This window comes from Salinimicrobium sp. TIG7-5_MAKvit (genome assembly GCF_049569215.1).
GTDB classification, from domain to species: domain Bacteria; phylum Bacteroidota; class Bacteroidia; order Flavobacteriales; family Flavobacteriaceae; genus Salinimicrobium; species Salinimicrobium profundisediminis.
This window is the reverse complement of record NZ_CP145903.1, coordinates 2,628,792-2,645,691: the sequence shown is the minus strand read 5'-3', so window position 1 is coordinate 2,645,691 and position 16,900 is coordinate 2,628,792. Positions and strand designations below refer to the sequence as shown.

Annotated in this window: 11 protein-coding genes and 1 pseudogene; 10 read left to right on the top strand and 2 right to left on the bottom strand. The window is 43.5% G+C overall.

The annotated features are described in order from the left end of the window. The gene (locus V5739_RS11860; RefSeq protein WP_423818322.1) at positions 1-438 is read left to right on the top strand and encodes a hypothetical protein; all 438 of its coding nucleotides are present in this window, start codon (positions 1-3) and stop codon (positions 436-438) included. A gap of 58 nt (positions 439-496) precedes the next feature. On the opposite strand, the gene V5739_RS11855 is transcribed toward V5739_RS11860, so the two are convergent. Beyond that, positions 497-1,561, bottom strand: a complete 1,065-nt coding sequence (locus V5739_RS11855; protein WP_423818321.1) for a WD40/YVTN/BNR-like repeat-containing protein — start codon at positions 1,559-1,561, stop codon at positions 497-499. Between the two features lie 74 nt (positions 1,562-1,635). Between V5739_RS11855 and V5739_RS11850 the strand changes: the two genes are divergently transcribed. From V5739_RS11850 to purL, 3 genes are all read left to right on the top strand, one after another. Beyond that, the gene (locus V5739_RS11850; RefSeq protein ID WP_423818320.1) at positions 1,636-2,853 is read left to right on the top strand and encodes an RsmB/NOP family class I SAM-dependent RNA methyltransferase; all 1,218 of its coding nucleotides are present in this window, start codon (positions 1,636-1,638) and stop codon (positions 2,851-2,853) included. A gap of 181 nt (positions 2,854-3,034) precedes the next feature. Next, entirely contained in the window at positions 3,035-4,879 is a 1,845-nt protein-coding gene (locus V5739_RS11845) for an endonuclease (RefSeq protein WP_423818319.1), read from the top strand. A gap of 130 nt (positions 4,880-5,009) precedes the next feature. Continuing rightward, positions 5,010-8,684, top strand: a complete 3,675-nt coding sequence (gene purL / locus V5739_RS11840) for a phosphoribosylformylglycinamidine synthase (protein ID WP_423818318.1) — start codon at positions 5,010-5,012, stop codon at positions 8,682-8,684. Between the two features lie 57 nt (positions 8,685-8,741). Here the strand turns inward: purL and V5739_RS11835 are convergent, their stop codons facing one another. Beyond that, positions 8,742-9,089 (bottom strand): hypothetical protein, encoded by a 348-nt coding sequence (locus V5739_RS11835; RefSeq protein WP_423818317.1) that lies wholly within the window; start codon positions 9,087-9,089, stop codon positions 8,742-8,744. Between the two features lie 204 nt (positions 9,090-9,293). Here V5739_RS11835 and V5739_RS11830 point away from each other — a divergent pair. The 6 genes and pseudogenes from V5739_RS11830 to V5739_RS11805 all read left to right on the top strand — a co-directional run bounded on the left by V5739_RS11830 (position 9,294) and on the right by V5739_RS11805 (position 16,888). Continuing rightward, positions 9,294-10,472: pseudogene (locus V5739_RS11830) on the top strand (aspartate aminotransferase family protein). A gap of 78 nt (positions 10,473-10,550) precedes the next feature. Next, entirely contained in the window at positions 10,551-12,326 is a 1,776-nt protein-coding gene (locus tag V5739_RS11825; RefSeq protein WP_423818316.1) for an AMP-dependent synthetase/ligase, read from the top strand. Positions 12,327-12,471: 145 nt separating this feature from the next. Then, entirely contained in the window at positions 12,472-13,566 is a 1,095-nt protein-coding gene (locus tag V5739_RS11820; protein WP_423818315.1) for an SGNH/GDSL hydrolase family protein, read from the top strand. Next, positions 13,559-14,557: an L-glyceraldehyde 3-phosphate reductase gene (gene mgrA / locus V5739_RS11815; protein ID WP_423818314.1), complete on the top strand. Its 999-nt coding sequence runs from the start codon at positions 13,559-13,561 to the stop codon at positions 14,555-14,557. The genes V5739_RS11820 and mgrA overlap by 8 nt, the downstream gene beginning before the upstream one ends. Before the next feature lies 1 nt (position 14,558). Then, positions 14,559-15,938, top strand: a complete 1,380-nt coding sequence (locus tag V5739_RS11810; protein WP_423818313.1) for a sialate O-acetylesterase — start codon at positions 14,559-14,561, stop codon at positions 15,936-15,938. A 59-nt stretch (positions 15,939-15,997) separates the two neighbouring features. Further along, positions 15,998-16,888, top strand: coding sequence for an SMP-30/gluconolactonase/LRE family protein (locus V5739_RS11805; RefSeq protein ID WP_423818312.1), 891 nt, complete (start codon positions 15,998-16,000; stop codon positions 16,886-16,888). Positions 16,889-16,900 lie beyond the last annotated feature (12 nt).

Below are 16,900 nucleotides of genomic sequence, written 5' to 3'. Positions count from 1 at the left end.
ATGAAAAATATTTTGTTTATGATCCTCTTCCTTACTGCCGGCTTTTATGCCAAAGCACAGGACAAGGATGGGCACCGCGAGAAGATAAAAGCGCTCAAAACAGCCTATATTACTGAAGGACTTAATTTAACGGCTCAGGAAGCCCAGAAATTCTGGCCTCTTTACAACGAATATGTTGATAAACGCAGGGAACTGTACCGCCAGGAGAGAGCCGAAGTTGAAAACATTGAGTGCATTACCGAAGACAGGGCAAATGCCAAACTCGACGAGTACGTGTCTCTTGAGCGCGAAGATTACCTGTTAAAAAAGAAATATTACAACGATCTCAAACAGATCTTTAGCGCCCGCAGAATTATGCAGCTAAAGAAGGTTGAAGATGAATTTAATCACAAGATGATGCTGGAGTATCGCCAGCGGAAGGATTCAAACAATAAATAGTTTTTTGGTTGGTTAGTTGGAATGATCCGGTTGCCGAAAGGCGCCGGATCATTTGTTTTTACCTGAATTTTAATTTTGCCAGCCTGTTCTTTCCTGCCGCGTAAGCCACGCTGTCATTTAGAAATCTGATAGTGTAAAAACCTTCGGGTGAAAGTTCTTTCCAGCTCTGACCTGCATCTTTGGAATACGAGATACCTGTAAATCCTACAGCCACCATTTCCTTGCCATTACCCCCGGGCACATATCGTACACTGCTTTTATAACCGGGATCCTGGCCATCGGCAATGAGTTTCCAGGTCTTTCCGCCATCGTTCGTGATTGCTTTGTTTCCGGAATTTTCTTCGGGGGCCGAGTAATCTCCTCCAATGATCACGCCTTGTTGTTCATCATAAAAATCCATAGCATAACCGCCCTGGGTGCTTTTTCCCTGTACCAGTGGCGTCTCGAAAACTTCCCAGGTTTTTCCTTTATTGGGTGTAAAATAAACTCTTGATCTGGCTCCTCCCGAAAGTATCCAGGCCTTCTCCCCTTCTACCGAAATGTTAGCATTGCTCGCTGCAAAGGCCGCTTCACCTTCGGCAGCTTTGGGGAGTTGATCGCAGGGAAGTTTGTTCCAGCTCTTCCCGCCATCACGGGTAATTATTACTGAAAGACAATCCTCAACAGGATCACCCATCGCTATACCTTCTTTATCGTTCCAAAAGGTCATGGCATCATAAAAGACCTTTTCACCTTCTTCCTTATAAACCAGTTCCATTTGTCCGTTGTCGCCTGTTTTGTACAAAAGCGCCGGATTTGCAACGCTTAGCATAAAAAAATCTTCGGAAGTCCCTGCCACAGCCCTAAATTCGGGAGCAATGGAATCGTACTGCTGTCGGCTTACCCGCACCTCATCTTTAGCCGAATTGTAAATACCATAAGCCCCGTTTGATCCCGCAAAGGCCAAATCTTGTCCCATTACCTCAATAGCCCTGATGCTGATGGAATCTTCGAGTAGCATGTCAATCTCAACTTCAGTAAAAGCTTGCCGCTCTCTGGTCACAACTTCCTGCTGTTGTTCATTTTTAGGATCTGATTTACACCCGATTATTAATATAAATAGAAGAAAAACTATACGCTTCATAACCTGAATTTGAAGGTAAAGATAGATTTTTCCGAAGTTTAAAAAGCTTACCTTTGCGCCTTTAAATAAAATTTATGCGCTTATACAGAAATCTGGTCTTTGCTACCGTTGATGCCCTTGGTGAAATTTTTAATGAAGGAGCTTATGCCGATAAGGTGATCGAAAAAACACTAAAACGCGATAAACGTTGGGGTGCCCGGGACCGAAGCTTTATTGCTGAAACTACATACGACATTGTTCGCTGGAAGAGACTTTACTCAGAAATTGCTGAAGTTAAAGCTCCATATTCCAGGGAAAATCTTTTCAGGTTATTCGCTGTTTGGGCGACATTAAGAGGAATTGAAATTCCGGCTGACTGGAAGCAGATAGAACCTGTTCCTACCCGCCGTATCAAAGGGAAATTCGACGAATTAAGCAAGATAAGGAAATACAGGGAATCTGTGCCCGACTGGCTGGATGAAATGGGCGTGCAAGAGCTGGGAGAAGAAACCTGGGAAAAGGAAATCCATGCATTGAATGAGCAGGCTCCCGTGATTCTTAGGGTGAATACGCTCAAAACTACCAGGGAAAAATTAAAACAGGAGCTTCAAAAAGAGGAAATTGAAACCGAATTTTTGGAAGGCTATCCCGATGCCTTGCAACTCAAGGAAAGAAAGAACGTGTTTAGGACAGAAGCCTTCAAAAATGGCTTTTTTGAGGTCCAGGATGCTTCTTCCCAACTGGTTGCCCGCTTCCTTGGAGTAGAACCGGGAATGCGCGTGGTTGATACCTGTGCCGGTGCCGGCGGAAAGTCTTTGCACCTCGCAGCCTTGATGGAAAATAAAGGTCAGTTGATCGCTACAGATATTTACGGCAACAAACTGAAGGAACTAAAGCGCCGTGCCCGCCGGGCAGGAGCTCACAACATTGAGCCGCGGGTGATCGACTCTTCAAAAGTGGTGAAAAAGCTCTACGGAAGTGCAGATCGTGTTCTTATAGACGCACCTTGTAGCGGCCTGGGCGTTTTAAGCCGAAATCCTGATGCAAAATGGAAGCTGCAACCGGAATTCATTGAGACCATCAAACAAACCCAGGAAGAAATCCTGAAGCAGTATTCAAAAATGGTAAAAGGCGGCGGTAAAATGGTATACGCCACCTGTTCTGTTTTACCTTCAGAAAATGAAGCGCAGGTAAAGAAATTTTTAGCTTCCGAAGAAGGAAAGGATTTCAGTCTTGCCAAAGATCAGAAGATCTTATCCAGTGAAACCGGATTTGACGGCTTCTACATGGCACTTCTGGAAAAGAAAAAATAATTCAGACACCATTAATATTCCTATTATCCTGCATTTTATTAAACGAAATGCAGGATTTTTTATTTAAACTGTTTCCAAAATGCCGAAAAGTTGGGGAATTTTACCATTACTTAATATAATGAACGGGAAATAAACTTTAATTTTGCGACAATCGAAAACCAATAACATTTAAAAAACTAAGATGAAAAAATCATTTTATTTACCTTTTTTAAGCATTCTTTTTCTGATTGGCTGTAGTTCTGATGATGATGTGAACTCTTCTGTAGATCCAGATCCAGATCCAATAGAAGAAACTCCTTACTACGAAGTTCCTGATGCTCTTGCAGATTATTATGAAGCAATAGAATTTTCAGAAGAAAACGAGGAGCTCTATGATGATCTCGCAGCCCTTACCATTGCCAAACACAGCAACATGCTCGATTATACCGACAGGCATGATTATTTGTACAAGGCAGATGAAGACCCAGCCAAGCCAGACAATGTTGTTCTTATTTATACCGGTGAAAGCAGGTATTGGGAAGAATACCTATCTGGAGGAAATAATTATGAGCCCCAAACTTTTAACACCGAGCACGTATATCCACAATCTTTAGTAGATAATACAGCAAAAGGAGACCTACACCACCTTCGTGCAGCAGATGTGCAGGTAAACCAAACAAGAGGAAATTACCCTTTTACAGATGGGGAAGGATCTTATAAGTTGGTAGACGGGAATAAATTCTTTCCTGGTGATGAATGGCGAGGTGATGTTGCCCGAATGATCATGTACATGAACCTGCGTTACGATGAGCCTTTTAACGAAATAGGTGGCCTGGAGCTTTTCCTTGAATGGAATGCCGAGGATCCTGTTTCTGCCTTAGAACTTCAACGTAATGAGGTTATTTATGATGCACAGGGTAATAGGAACCCGTTTATTGACAACCCGCATCTTGCAACAAGATTATGGGGAGGTGACGAAGCTCAAAACCGCTGGAACGGAGAACCTGTAGAAGAAGACAATGAAGCACCTTCTGCCCCGCAGGCATTGACAGTTTCAGAAATTGGTTATGAAACCCTTGATCTAAGCTGGGAAGCAGCTACAGATAATATTGGTGTGAATAAATATAATGTTATGTTAGATGGAGAAAGCGTAACCAGTACGTCTTCGACTTCTATTACACTTGCAGATCTAACTCCAGGAACTACTTACTCCATCACAGTTGCCGCAGTAGATGCCGCCGGAAATGTTTCCGAAGAAAGTGACGCAGTAGAAGCTACCACCAATGAAGATACAGAAGCACCTACCACTCCTGCCAATCTAGCTGTTGGTACTGTAACATCTAATAGTGTAAGCCTTAGCTGGGACGCTTCAACAGACAATGTGGAAGTAAAGGAGTACGATCTTTTCCTGGATGGAGAATATAATGCCACTACCACAAACACCGAATTTACTATTGCAGGATTAGAGGCTGAAACTCAATATTCTTTCACAGTACTTGCAAGGGATATCTACGACAATGAATCTGCACAAAGCGCAGCCGTAGAAGCTACGACTACAGAAGAAACCGAAAATGGAGGTGGAACTTCTGCCGAACTTTTCTTTTCTGAATATGTTGAAGGAGGCGGAGTTAATAAAGCTGTAGAAATTGCCAATATCACAGGCGAAGAGGTTGACCTTTCTGCATATTCAATTCAGAAGCAGGTGAACGGAAATGGAGAATGGAGCGATGCATACGCTCTTGAAGGAACTTTAGCCAGCGGAGATGTATTTGTGATTAGCAATGGTGGTGCAGATATTCAGGCAATCATTGATGCCTCTGATGTTTCGTTAAATGGAGCGCCAGTAGATTTTAACGGTGATGATCCAGTTGGATTATTTAAAGATGGCGTTCTTATAGATATGATTGGTGTTGACGGTGACGTTGATTTTGGAAAGGATGTTACCCTAAGAAGAAAATCGACTGTAACTGCGCCGAACACAACCTACACAGAAGATGAGTGGGAAGTTCTTGCCAAAGATACTGTTGATGGATTAGGAACTTACTAGGTTCAAATTTAAACCAGTTGGAAAAGCCACGAATTCAATCTTGAATTCGTGGCTTTTCATTTTCCACACAATCGATATCTTCTAAAAAAATGTAAATTTGCTTCCTAACAAACAACACAAAACCCACAGAATGATCTTATTCTTCGGAAATCGTCCAAACAAGGTCTATGCGGTTGAAACGCATAAGGCACTTTCGGCCGAAAACATCGCTAAGTTAGACTGGCTTTTTGGAAACGCACAATATTTAGAAAAATCTGCCCTGGCAGATTTTTTTGTTGGCCCCCGTGCCGCCATGATCACCCCCTGGAGCACCAATGCGGTAGAGATCACGCAAAACATGGGCATTGAAGGCATTCGCAGGATTGAAGAATTCTACAAAGTTGACGAGCATTATCACGATTTTGACCCCATGCTTTCTCAAAAGTACCATGGGCTTGATCAGGATATATTTACCATCAACATAGAACCTGAGCCTGTAAAGGAAGTAGATAACATTGCTGCCTACAATCAAAAAGAAGGTTTGGCACTCAACGATGAAGAGGTAGAATACCTGGATAAACTTTCAGAAAGGATCGGGAGGAAACTTACCGATTCTGAAGTCTTCGGATTTTCACAGGTAAACTCCGAACACTGTCGTCACAAGATCTTTAATGGGGTTTTTGAAATAGACGGTAAAGAAAAACCTGTTTCGCTCTTTAAGCTCATCAGGAAAACTTCCGAAGAAAACCCGAACGATATAGTTTCGGCTTATAAAGATAACGTGGCTTTTGTAAAAGGGCCAAGAGTGGAGCAGTTCGCCCCACAGTCGGCAGACAAGCCCGACTTTTACAGGAAAAAAGATTTTGATTCGGTAATTTCCTTAAAAGCCGAAACTCACAACTTCCCAACCACGGTTGAACCTTTTAACGGGGCTGCAACCGGAAGCGGCGGGGAAATTCGCGACAGGCTGGCCGGCGGAAAAGGCTCTCTTCCGCTCGCAGGAACTGCCGTTTATATGACCTCTTACTCAAGGCTGGAAGAAAACCGGCCCTGGGAAGATGCCTTCCCGGCAAGGCCGTGGCTTTATCAAACGCCAATGGACATCCTGATCAAAGCTTCCAACGGGGCTTCAGATTTCGGAAATAAATTCGGGCAGCCTCTAATTGCAGGTTCGGTGTTCACTTTTGAGCATTCAGAAGATAGAAGGGCGCTGGGTTATGACAAAGTAATTATGATGGCCGGTGGAATTGGCTACGGCAAAGCAGAACAGGCGATTAAAGGAGCTCCAAAAAAGGGAGATCAAATCGTGGTTCTCGGAGGCGAGAATTACCGCATTGGAATGGGGGGAGCCGCAGTATCTTCAGCAGATACCGGGGAATTCAGCAGTGGTATTGAACTTAATGCCATCCAGCGTTCCAATCCAGAAATGCAGAAAAGAGCCGCAAATACCATTCGAGCTATGGTAGAGGCCGATGAGAACCCAATTGTTTCCATTCACGACCATGGGGCTGGCGGGCACCTCAACTGCCTTAGCGAACTTGTGGAAGACACTGGTGGAAATATCGATCTTGATAAACTTCCGGTGGGAGATCCTACCCTTTCAGCAAAAGAAATCATTGGCAATGAATCTCAGGAGCGAATGGGGTTAATTATTTCAGATAAAGACCTGCAGCACATGCAGAAGATCGCCGAAAGGGAACGAACACCGCTTTATGCCGTGGGTCATGTAACCAATGACAGGCAGTTCACTTTTGAGAGCAAGACAAAGGGCGATAAGCCGATGGATCTTGCCCTTGCAGATATGTTTGGCAGTTCTCCAAAAATGGTGATGAAAGATAAAACCATTGAAAGAAAATATGCCGAAGTTGAATACAACCCGCAAAATTTTCAGAAATACCTGGAGCAGGTGCTGCAGCTTGAGGCTGTTGGTTCAAAAGACTGGCTTACCAACAAGGTAGACCGCTGTGTTACCGGAAGGGTGGCAAAACAACAAACTGCCGGACCCTTACAGTTACCGCTTAACAACTGCGGGGTGATGGCGCTTGATTATAAAGGTAAAGAAGGTGTGGCAACTTCAATTGGCCACTCCCCTGTTTCGGCATTGATCGATCCTGTTGCCGGGTCGCGCAACTCTATTGCCGAAGCGCTTACCAACATTGTATGGGCACCTCTTGAAAAGGGCTTAAAATCGGTCTCTTTGTCGGCAAACTGGATGTGGCCGTGTAACAACGAAGGGGAAGATGCAAGGCTTTATGAAGCTGTACAGGGAGTATCAGATTTTGCTATTTCCCTCGGAATAAATGTTCCTACCGGAAAGGATTCCCTTTCTATGAAACAGCGTTATGAAGACGGAAACGTTCTGGCGCCGGGTACGGTGATCATTTCGGCTGCGGGGCATTGCGACGAGATCACAAAAGTAGTGGAGCCTGTGTTGCAAAAAGACGGCGGAGCTATTTACTACATCAATTTTTCACAGGATGAATTTAAATTGGGAGGTTCTTCTTTTGGCCAAATTTTGAATAAAGTTGGGGCCGAGGCACCTACGATTAAAGACGATAAACATTTTGCTGCCGCATTTAATGCTGTGCAGGAGTTGATAAGGAAAGATTTAATTCTGGCGGGTCACGATGTGGCTTCGGGCGGATTGATCACCACCCTTCTCGAAATGTGCTTTGCAGATGTTGATCTTGCAGCAGAATTTAACCTCACTAAGCTTGGGGAAAAAGACAGCGTGAAAATGCTATTTTCGGAGAACTCGGGAATTGTGTTTCAGGCAAAAGATGCTTCCGTAGAAGCCATTTTAAAGGAAAAAGGGGTAGCATTCTTTAAGATTGGAAAAGCTACTGAAGGTAAGACCCTAAAGATCAAAAAAGGGGATCAAACCCTGAAATTTGATATTCCGAAGCTACGCGATACCTGGAGCCGCACTTCGTTCCTGCTTGATGAGAGACAAAGTGGAATAGACAACGCTACCGAACGCTACAAAAATTACGCAAAACAGCCGCTGCACTTCAAATTCCCGGAAGGTTTTAGTGGAAAATTACCTCTCGACTCCGCTCGAGGTAACAACCAACGAATTAAAGCAGCGATCATTAGAGAGAAAGGCTCAAATTCTGAAAGAGAAATGGCCTATGCCATGGATCTTGCCGGCTTTGATGTGAAGGATGTTCACATGACCGACCTGATCTCAGGCCGCGAAACCCTTGAGGATATACAATTTATTGCTGCAGTAGGCGGATTCTCAAATTCAGATGTTTTGGGAAGTGCCAAGGGCTGGGCCGGCGCTTTCTTATACAATGAAAAAGCAAAAGCAGCTTTAGATAATTTCTTTGCAAGAGAAAACACGCTTTCCCTGGGCGTTTGTAACGGTTGCCAGCTGTTCATGGAACTTGGCTTGTTACATCCAGACCACAAGGAGAAGCCAAAAATGCTGCACAACGAATCGCATAAATTTGAATGTAATTTCACCTCTATGGAGATTGTCGAAAATGATTCGGTGATGATGCACTCTTTATCGGGTAGCAGACTCGGAATATGGGCGGCTCACGGAGAAGGAAAATTCAGTTTCCCGTATGAAGTGGAACGGTATAAGATCATTGGAAAGTACGGCTATGAAACTTATCCGTCTAACCCTAATGGTTCCCACTACAACACCGCGATGATTGTGAGTGACAATGGTCGCCATTTAGCCATGATGCCGCACCTTGAACGCTCTACCTTCCCATGGAACTGGGCACATTACCCAAAAGACAGGCAAGATGAAGTAAGTCCCTGGATAGAGGCTTTCGTCAATGCCAGGAAATGGCTTGAAAAGCAGGAGAATTAACGAAAAAGGTCCGGAGTTTCTTCCGGACCTTTTCTTTTTTATCTTGGATTACAAATCTTAGTTGTTAATTGGATACTCTTCAAAAGTGGCATAAACAGCGTCTGTAGTGGTTTCCAGTTCTGTATCGGTTTCGGTACTTATAAGAACAAGTAAATCAGGATCCTGGCGATCAAGATTGTATCCTGCTTCCCTCATGTTCATATTTACCGCCTCAATTACAGCCCTGCTCACATCTTCAGAATCCATTGGCAGGTTTTGGGAACTAACGTTAGAATTGGGTAAATAGGCAAAAGAATCATAATTACCGAGATCTTTTGAGGTGGTTTTTTGGGTTGCCACTCTTGGGCCACACCCCAGAATAAATGCTCCTATTATTAAGAAAACAATAAGATTGAGTTTTTTCATAGCTGTTGATTTTTGTTTTTTACTTCTTTCTTTTCAATTTAAACATTTAATCTCCTGTATATTAATCATTTAACTGTATTAATACATTTTTAACCCGCTTGTAGGATTTTTTCTTCGGAAAATCACAAATCAGGCGCAGGCATTTCACCTTTCTATAACAGAATTTCGGCTGATGATTCTTAACTTAAGAGGAAAAACCGAAGGATGAATAACACAGGTAAAGACGAGCCGTATTTTGGGCGCAGGAATCCTGCCATTCAACTGGAAGTTGTCAAAGCAAAGGGCAGCTACGTCTATGATGCTAACGGAAAGAAATATGTGGATTTTCTGGGAGGTGCCGGAGTCGGAAATCTTGGCTGGGGCGTTGAAGAAATAGAGGAAGCCATTCGGAAGAAAGACCGGCCGGCTTATGTTTATCCTAACTTTCACTACAAGCCATGAAATGAACTGGCCGAACTCCTGGCTGAACTGGCACCCGGAAAACTTCAGAAGAGCTACAGGATGACAGGAGGATCGGAAGCTGTGGAAGCTGCTCTGGAAATGGCCACCATGTACACCGGCAGAAAAAAGATCCTCTCCGTTGAAGGCAGCTACCACGGGAATACGATGGGCGCTTTAAGCATAGGCGCTACAAAAAAGCGAAAATCTTTTCCGAATCTTTTAGAAGGATGTGAAAAACTCGAACTGCCGCTAAACAGGGAAAAACTGGACCAGGTGAAAAAACTGCTTTCAACAAAAGATTTTGCGGCAGTCATTATGGAACCCGTCATCATCAACCTCGGCGTAGTAATTCCCGAAGCTGAATTCATGAAAGGCCTTGATAAAATTTGTAAAGAAACAGGGACTTTACTGATCATGGATGAAGCCATTACAGGTTTTGGAAGAACCGGAAAAATGTTTGCTTCTGAACACTTCGAGATTGAACCCGACATCTTGTGCATGGCTAAAGCCATTACAGCGGGACATGCCGGAATGGGCGCAGTAATGACCACCCTGGCCATTGATGAAAAAATCGACGGAGAAATCAGGTTATATTCTTCTTATGGGTGGCATCCAATTTCGGTAGATGCATCTCTGGCTGCGCTACACTACCTTCAGAAGAACCAAAAAAGACTTTTCCAGAATATAGAACAGCTTGTAAAAACCTTCAAAAAGGGCATTTCCGAAGTAAATTTCAGAAAAAAACCGGAAGTGCGAATTAAAGGCGCTGCTATTGGTGTAGAGGTTCACGAGGAAGATTATGCATCAAATATCAAACAAAAAGCCCTGGAGAAAGGCCTCTTAATGAACACCGAGGGATCTTCTCTCCTGTTTCTGCCAAATTTTCAAATGACGCAGAAAACCGCCCTTGAAGGTCTCGATTTATTAAAATCATGCGCCTAAATAAGAGATTTTGTAAATTTTATTTGAAATAGATGCTTCTTTTGCTATTTTGCACAGACTATTGTAACAAATCAATAAATGATTGAAATAAAAAGACTTTTTGATTTTCCTTATTTCCAATTAGAAAACGCACCACGGGAGAAATCCCTGGTCACCAAGTATAATGGGAAATGGGAAGCCCTTTCTTCTCAGGAATATGTAGACCAGGCCAACGCCATAAGCCGCGGATTGCTACGACTGGGTATTAAGCCCAATGACAAGATCGCAGTGATCTCGACCAGTAACCGGACTGAATGGAACATCATGGACATTGGGATCTTACAACTGGGTGCCCAAAATGTACCAATCTATCCTACTATTTCTGAAGAAGATTATGAATATGTGCTCAATCACAGTGAGTCTATTTATTGTTTTGTATCAGATAAGGAGATACTTGACAAGCTCAACACCATTCGCAGTAACACCCAATTAAAGGGTGTTTACACCTTTGATGAAATTCCCGGAGCCGATAACTGGAAGGAAATCCTGAAAATGGGGGAAGACCAGTCTAATCAGGATGAAGTTGAGGCGCGAAAAAAGGCTGTAAAGGAAGATGATCTTGCAACGCTGATCTATACTTCGGGAACTACCGGAAGACCAAAAGGGGTAATGTTGAGCCATAAGAACATTGTTAGCGATGTACTGCTGAGTTCAGACCGTGTACCATTCGAGTTTGGAACCTACACTTCTCTCAGTTTCCTTCCCGTATGTCACATTTTTGAGAGGATGATCCTCTATCTCTACCAGTACTACAGCGTTTCTATACATTTTGCTGAATCTATAGACAAGATAAGTGACAACCTGAAGGAGGTGAAGCCACATGTGATTTCGGCTGTACCAAGGCTGCTGGAAAAAGTGTATGACAAGATCATTGTTAAAGGATCTACCGTGGGCGGTGTTAAGCAAAAGCTTTTCTTCTGGTCAGTTGAACTTGGACTGGAATACGAACCCTACGGAGCTAATGGCTGGTGGTATGAAACCCGGCTTAAGATTGCCAGGAAACTGGTGTTTTCTAAATGGAAAGAAGGCCTGGGTGGTAGAATTGAACTTATTGTATCGGGAAGTGCGGCACTGCAACCAAGACTTGCCCGCGTATTTGCAGCTGCTGGAATCCCGGTGATGGAAGGTTACGGTTTAACTGAAACTTCTCCTGTAATTGCTGTTAATGACCAAAGAAACCATGGGTTCAAGATTGGAACGGTGGGGAAAGTCCTTAAAGATGTAGAGGTAAAGATTGCTGAAGACGGCGAGATACTTTGTAAAGGACCCAATGTAATGATGGGCTACTACAAAGAACCTGAAAAAACAAAACAAGCCATTTACGGGGACGGATATTTTCACACCGGGGATATTGGAGAGCTTGACAGCGAAGGATTCCTGAAGATCACCGACCGTAAGAAGGAGATGTTCAAGACCTCTGGCGGAAAGTATGTTGCACCCCAGGTGATAGAGAACCAAATGAAGCAGTCGCGTTTTATTGCTGAATTAATGGTGATTGGTGAGGGTGAAAAAATGCCAGCGGCACTCATACAGCCCGATTTTGAATTTGTTCGGGAATGGGCAAAAAGAAAACACATAGAAGTAGGCCCGACTAATGCCGATCTTATTCATAACGAAGAGGTTAAAAAACGTATCCAGGAGGAAGTAGACTTTTACAATCAAAAGTTCGGAAGCTGGGAAAAGATCAAGAAATTTGAACTTACGCCCGATGTTTGGAGTATTGAGAGCGAACACCTCACTCCTACCATGAAGCTAAAACGCCGAAATATCATAAAGTTGTACCAGGATCTTTATGACGGCATCTACGAAAAGTAGTAGCATCTTGAGATAAAAAATTGAAAATGTCTGGTGAAAAAATTTCCACCGGACATTTTTTTTAAAATAATATCAGCATTTGAAAGAATCGGCAAATAAGGATCTGCAGGAAAACCGTAAATTAGGGTCTCCAAAATAACAAAAAATGCGCCTCCTTATTTTATTTATTTCAGCGCTACTTCTAAGCAGCTGCAAATCGGAACAGGAAGTTCCAAAAGACAAATTCTTTGAACCTCAAAACGAAAGCTTTACCTACTCCGGACGAATTCAGCCTTCAAGCGAGGGAATAAAGCTGATTGCTTCGGCATCTTCGGTAAAAGCAGATGTTTATGGAGATACTGTGACCGTTTTTCTCAAAAGTGACGGTGCAGAGCACCATTATGTGGCGGTAGAGTTGAATGACGAGTACAAAGGCCGCTTCAGGATTACCAAAGACAGTCTTAAGTTTGCACTTCCAAAAAAAGATTCAGCTAATACCCTGGCCATCTACAAAGAAACTGAAGCATCTAACGGCCTTTTAATCTTCAATGGCCTAAGGGCACAAAAGATCGAAAAAACTTCCGAAGAAAAACGCGCAAAGATCGAGTTTATAGGCGATTCCATCACCTGTGGAATGGGCGCCGATACCAGTGAGATTGATTGTGAAGAAGGAGAATGGTATGATCAACACAGTGCCTACATGGCTTATGGGCCACGTGTGGCACGAATGCTAGATGTAGATTTTGAAGTAAACTGCGTCTCGGGCATGGGCATGTACCGAAACTGGAATGACGAAGACCAGCCTGTAATGCCGCAGGTTTATCCTTACCTGCACCTTAACGGGGAACAGGGTAAACGGGCAGAAATAAAAAAAGAAGATGTTCCAGACATTGTAAGCATCGCACTTGGCACTAACGATTTTTCTCGTGGAGATGGAAAAAAGGAACGTCTTCCCTTTAAAGAAGAGAGCTTTAAAGAAAATTACATAGGTTTTATTAAAGCTTTGTATGAGGTCTATCCCGATACTCAAATTGCGCTTATCTCCAGCCCTATGACCGGGGAAAAAGAAGGACAGGAGCTAATACGTATCCTGAATGACATCAAAAATGAATTCCCAGGCAGGTCTATTGCTGTCTTTGAATTTGAAAAAATGAATGCTTCAGGTTGCACCGGGCATCCTGCCCTGGAAGACCATGAACTTATGGCTGAAAAACTTCTTCCTTTTTACCAGAACCTTCTTAATAAAAACACACATGAATAATTATACTGCTGCCGAAGACCGATATGAAAAAATGACCTATCGCCGCTGCGGCAAAAGTGGCTTAAAACTGCCGCTGCTTTCCCTTGGCCTGTGGCACAACTTTGGCAACACCACCAGCTTTGAAAATTCGAGACAGCTGCTGCGAACAGCCTTTGACAACGGAATAACACACTTTGACCTGGCCAATAATTACGGACCTCCATACGGTTCGGCAGAAACTAATTTTGGGAAGATCTTTAAAGAAGATTTTCAGGCGTACCGCGATGAGCTGCTTATTTCAACCAAGGCCGGCTGGGATATGTGGCCTGGGCCATACGGCAACTTCGGATCGCGCAAATACCTCATTGCCAGCCTCGATCAATCTCTTAAGAGAATGGGACTGGATTATGTGGATATTTTCTATCATCACCGCCCCGACCCTGCCACCCCGCTGGAAGAAACCTTGGGCGCCCTAGATCAAATCGTGAGACAGGGAAAAGCCCTGTATGTGGGCGTGTCACAATATTCGGCAGGACAAACGGCAAAAGCAGCAGAAATTCTCCGGAACCTGGGTACGCCATTTATTATACATCAGCCCCGCTACAACATGTTTGACCGGTGGGTTGAAGATGGCCTTTTAGACACCCTCGAAAAAGAAGGATTGGGCAGCATCGTCTTTTCTCCCCTGGAGCAGGGCATTCTTACCTCCAAATACCTGGATGGTATCCCTGCAGATTCCCGGGCAGCAATTGAAGGCGGTTATCTCGACAAAAATAAGATCACTCCCAGACTTTTAGAACAGGTGAAGCAGCTCAATGAAATTGCTCAAAACCGCGACCAGTCCCTTGCACAAATGGCTATAGCCTGGCTGCTAAAAGATGATAGAGTCACTTCAGTTTTAGTGGGTGTGAGTCGCGTATCTCAACTTCAGGATAATATCGACGGTCTAAAAAATCTCGATTTTACTAAAGAAGAACTTGAAAAGATTGAAACAATCTTAAAAAAAGAATAACATGCGAATCTTAATTTTACTCATAGCTATCTTCTTTATGGCTCCAGTTGACGCTTTCTCGAACATCTCACTACCTTCAGTATTTTCAGACAATATGGTGCTACAGCGCAATTCGGATGTAAAAATCTGGGGTTGGGCAAAACCGGACGAAGTGGTGAAAATTTCGACTACCTGGGGCAATGATACGTTACAAACCAGAGTAGGCAAGAATGGAAAGTGGGAAATCATGCTCCCCACTCCCGATATTAGAGGTCCGCAGCAAGTGAGCATTACAGGTTATAACACTGTAGTGCTCAAAAATGTGCTTTTAGGAGAGGTTTGGCTGGTGAGCGGCCAGTCTAATATGGAATGGACTGCAGCTGCCGGAATAGACAATGCCGAAGCTGCTATTGCAGATGCAGAGAATGACCAGATTCGTTTCTTCACGGTGTTGAATAGAACTGCCACCTGCCCTCAACAGGATCTCGACGGAAGCTGGGTAGCCAGTACGCCCGAAACCATGAAACACTTTAGTGCTGTAGCCTATTTCTTCGGAAAGAAGATCAATAAAGAACTTGGTGTACCGGTGGGGCTTATCAACTCCAGCTGGGGCGGTACTCCGGCTGAAGTATGGATGCCTTCTGAAGTAATAGAAAATAGTAAGGAATTGACTGAAGCAGCCAAAATGCTCCCCAAGACAGAATGGGGGCCACGGGATCCAGGCTTGCTCTACAATGCAATGATTGCTCCATTGGTGCCATTTGAACTTGCCGGTGTGCTGTGGTACCAGGGAGAATCAAATACAGATAACGCCGATCATTACGAGCAAATATTTTCGGCGCTTATTAATTCCTGGCGTCAAAAATGGCATAAAGAACTTCCGTTTTTCTATGCCCAAATTGCGCCTTACGAATATGGTGACAATTTCTCGGGAGTGAAAGTGAGAGATGCCCAACGCAGGGTGCTTAAAATGCCAAAAACCGGAATGGTTATGACCAGTGACATTGGAGACATTAAAGACATTCACCCACGTAACAAAGAAGATGTGGGGCTGCGCTTTGCCGCACTCGCACTAAATGATGTCTACGGAAGAGAAACCGCTGCACATGCCCCGCTTGTTTCAGAAATTAAAAAGAATAAAAATAAGCTTCAGATAACTTTCAGTAATGCCGAAAAATTAAGCCTGGATAAAGAAAATCCTGCCACTCAGTTTGAAGTAGCAGGAAAAGACGGAAACTTTAAGCCGGTGAAATTCAGCATTAAAAACAATACCATCGAATTGAATGTGAGAGAAATAAAAGATCCGGTTGAAGTACGCTATTCATGGCGCAACACCGGCACTTCAAATATTTTTAATGAAGCAGGCTTACCAGCCTCCAGTTTTGCTGAAGAAATTGAGTAGGATTACAGCAGAATCTTGAAAAACATTTACCTTCACAGCGTTCAAATTAAATATAGTTAATGAAGATTCTCTACACTTTTTGTGCTGTAATTATCATGTTCAGCATTTCGGGAAAAGCCCAGGAAAATAATTTGATTGCCGAAGGCGCCGAACTAAAACTGGTGGCCGATGGTTATGAGTTTACTGAAGGGCCTGCTGCCGATGCCCAGGGCAATGTTTATTTCACCGATCAACCTAACAACAAAATTTACAAGTGGTCTGCAAATGACGGGCAGGTCTCGGTTTTCATGGAAGAATCGGGTAAAGCCAATGGTCTTTATTTTGATACTGAAGGCTTTCTTTATGCTGCAGCCGATAAATATTCGGAACTATGGCAAATAAGCCCCAACAAAGAAATAAAAGTGCTGCGGGATAATTTTAGAGGTCAAAGATTAAACGGCCCCAACGACCTTTGGGTGGCACCGGATGGAGGAATATTTTTAACCGATCCTTTTTACCAGCGGTCTTACTGGAGTCACAGCAAACAACCTATAAAAGAGCAACGGGTCTATTACATGACTCCCGATAAAAAGGGATTTTTTATGGCTGCAGACAGTCTTGTAAAACCTAACGGACTTATTGGAACGCCCGATGGTCAATCTCTTTACGTGGCCGATATTGAAGACAACAAAACCTGGAAATACAATATAGGGAAAGACGGAAAATTAGAAAACAAGACGCTCTTCACCGAAATGGGATCTGACGGTATGACCATAGACGAGCAGGGTAATGTCTACCTCACGGGAGACGGCGTAACGGTTTTTAACAGTGCCGGAGAAAAGATACTTCACATTCCCGTAAATAAAGAATGGACAGCCAATGTCACTTTTGGCGGAAAAGACAGAAAGACCTTGTTTATTACAGCAATGGATTCTCTTTTTAGCCTGGAGATGAACGTAACCGGGCAATAAATTAATTAGGTG

Coding starts and splice junctions, on each gene's coding strand:
- V5739_RS11805 (WP_423818312.1), top strand. CDS start 15,998: ATGAAGATTCTCTACACTTTTTGTGCTGTAATTATCATGTTCAGCATT.
- V5739_RS11835 (WP_423818317.1), bottom strand. CDS start 9,089: ATGAAAAAACTCAATCTTATTGTTTTCTTAATAATAGGAGCATTTATT.
- purL (WP_423818318.1), top strand. CDS start 5,010: ATGATCTTATTCTTCGGAAATCGTCCAAACAAGGTCTATGCGGTTGAA.
- V5739_RS11825 (WP_423818316.1), top strand. CDS start 10,551: ATGATTGAAATAAAAAGACTTTTTGATTTTCCTTATTTCCAATTAGAA.
- V5739_RS11860 (WP_423818322.1), top strand. CDS start 1: ATGAAAAATATTTTGTTTATGATCCTCTTCCTTACTGCCGGCTTTTAT.
- mgrA (WP_423818314.1), top strand. CDS start 13,559: ATGAATAATTATACTGCTGCCGAAGACCGATATGAAAAAATGACCTAT.
- V5739_RS11820 (WP_423818315.1), top strand. CDS start 12,472: ATGCGCCTCCTTATTTTATTTATTTCAGCGCTACTTCTAAGCAGCTGC.
- V5739_RS11850 (WP_423818320.1), top strand. CDS start 1,636: ATGCGCTTATACAGAAATCTGGTCTTTGCTACCGTTGATGCCCTTGGT.
- V5739_RS11810 (WP_423818313.1), top strand. CDS start 14,559: ATGCGAATCTTAATTTTACTCATAGCTATCTTCTTTATGGCTCCAGTT.
- V5739_RS11855 (WP_423818321.1), bottom strand. CDS start 1,561: ATGAAGCGTATAGTTTTTCTTCTATTTATATTAATAATCGGGTGTAAA.
- V5739_RS11845 (WP_423818319.1), top strand. CDS start 3,035: ATGAAAAAATCATTTTATTTACCTTTTTTAAGCATTCTTTTTCTGATT.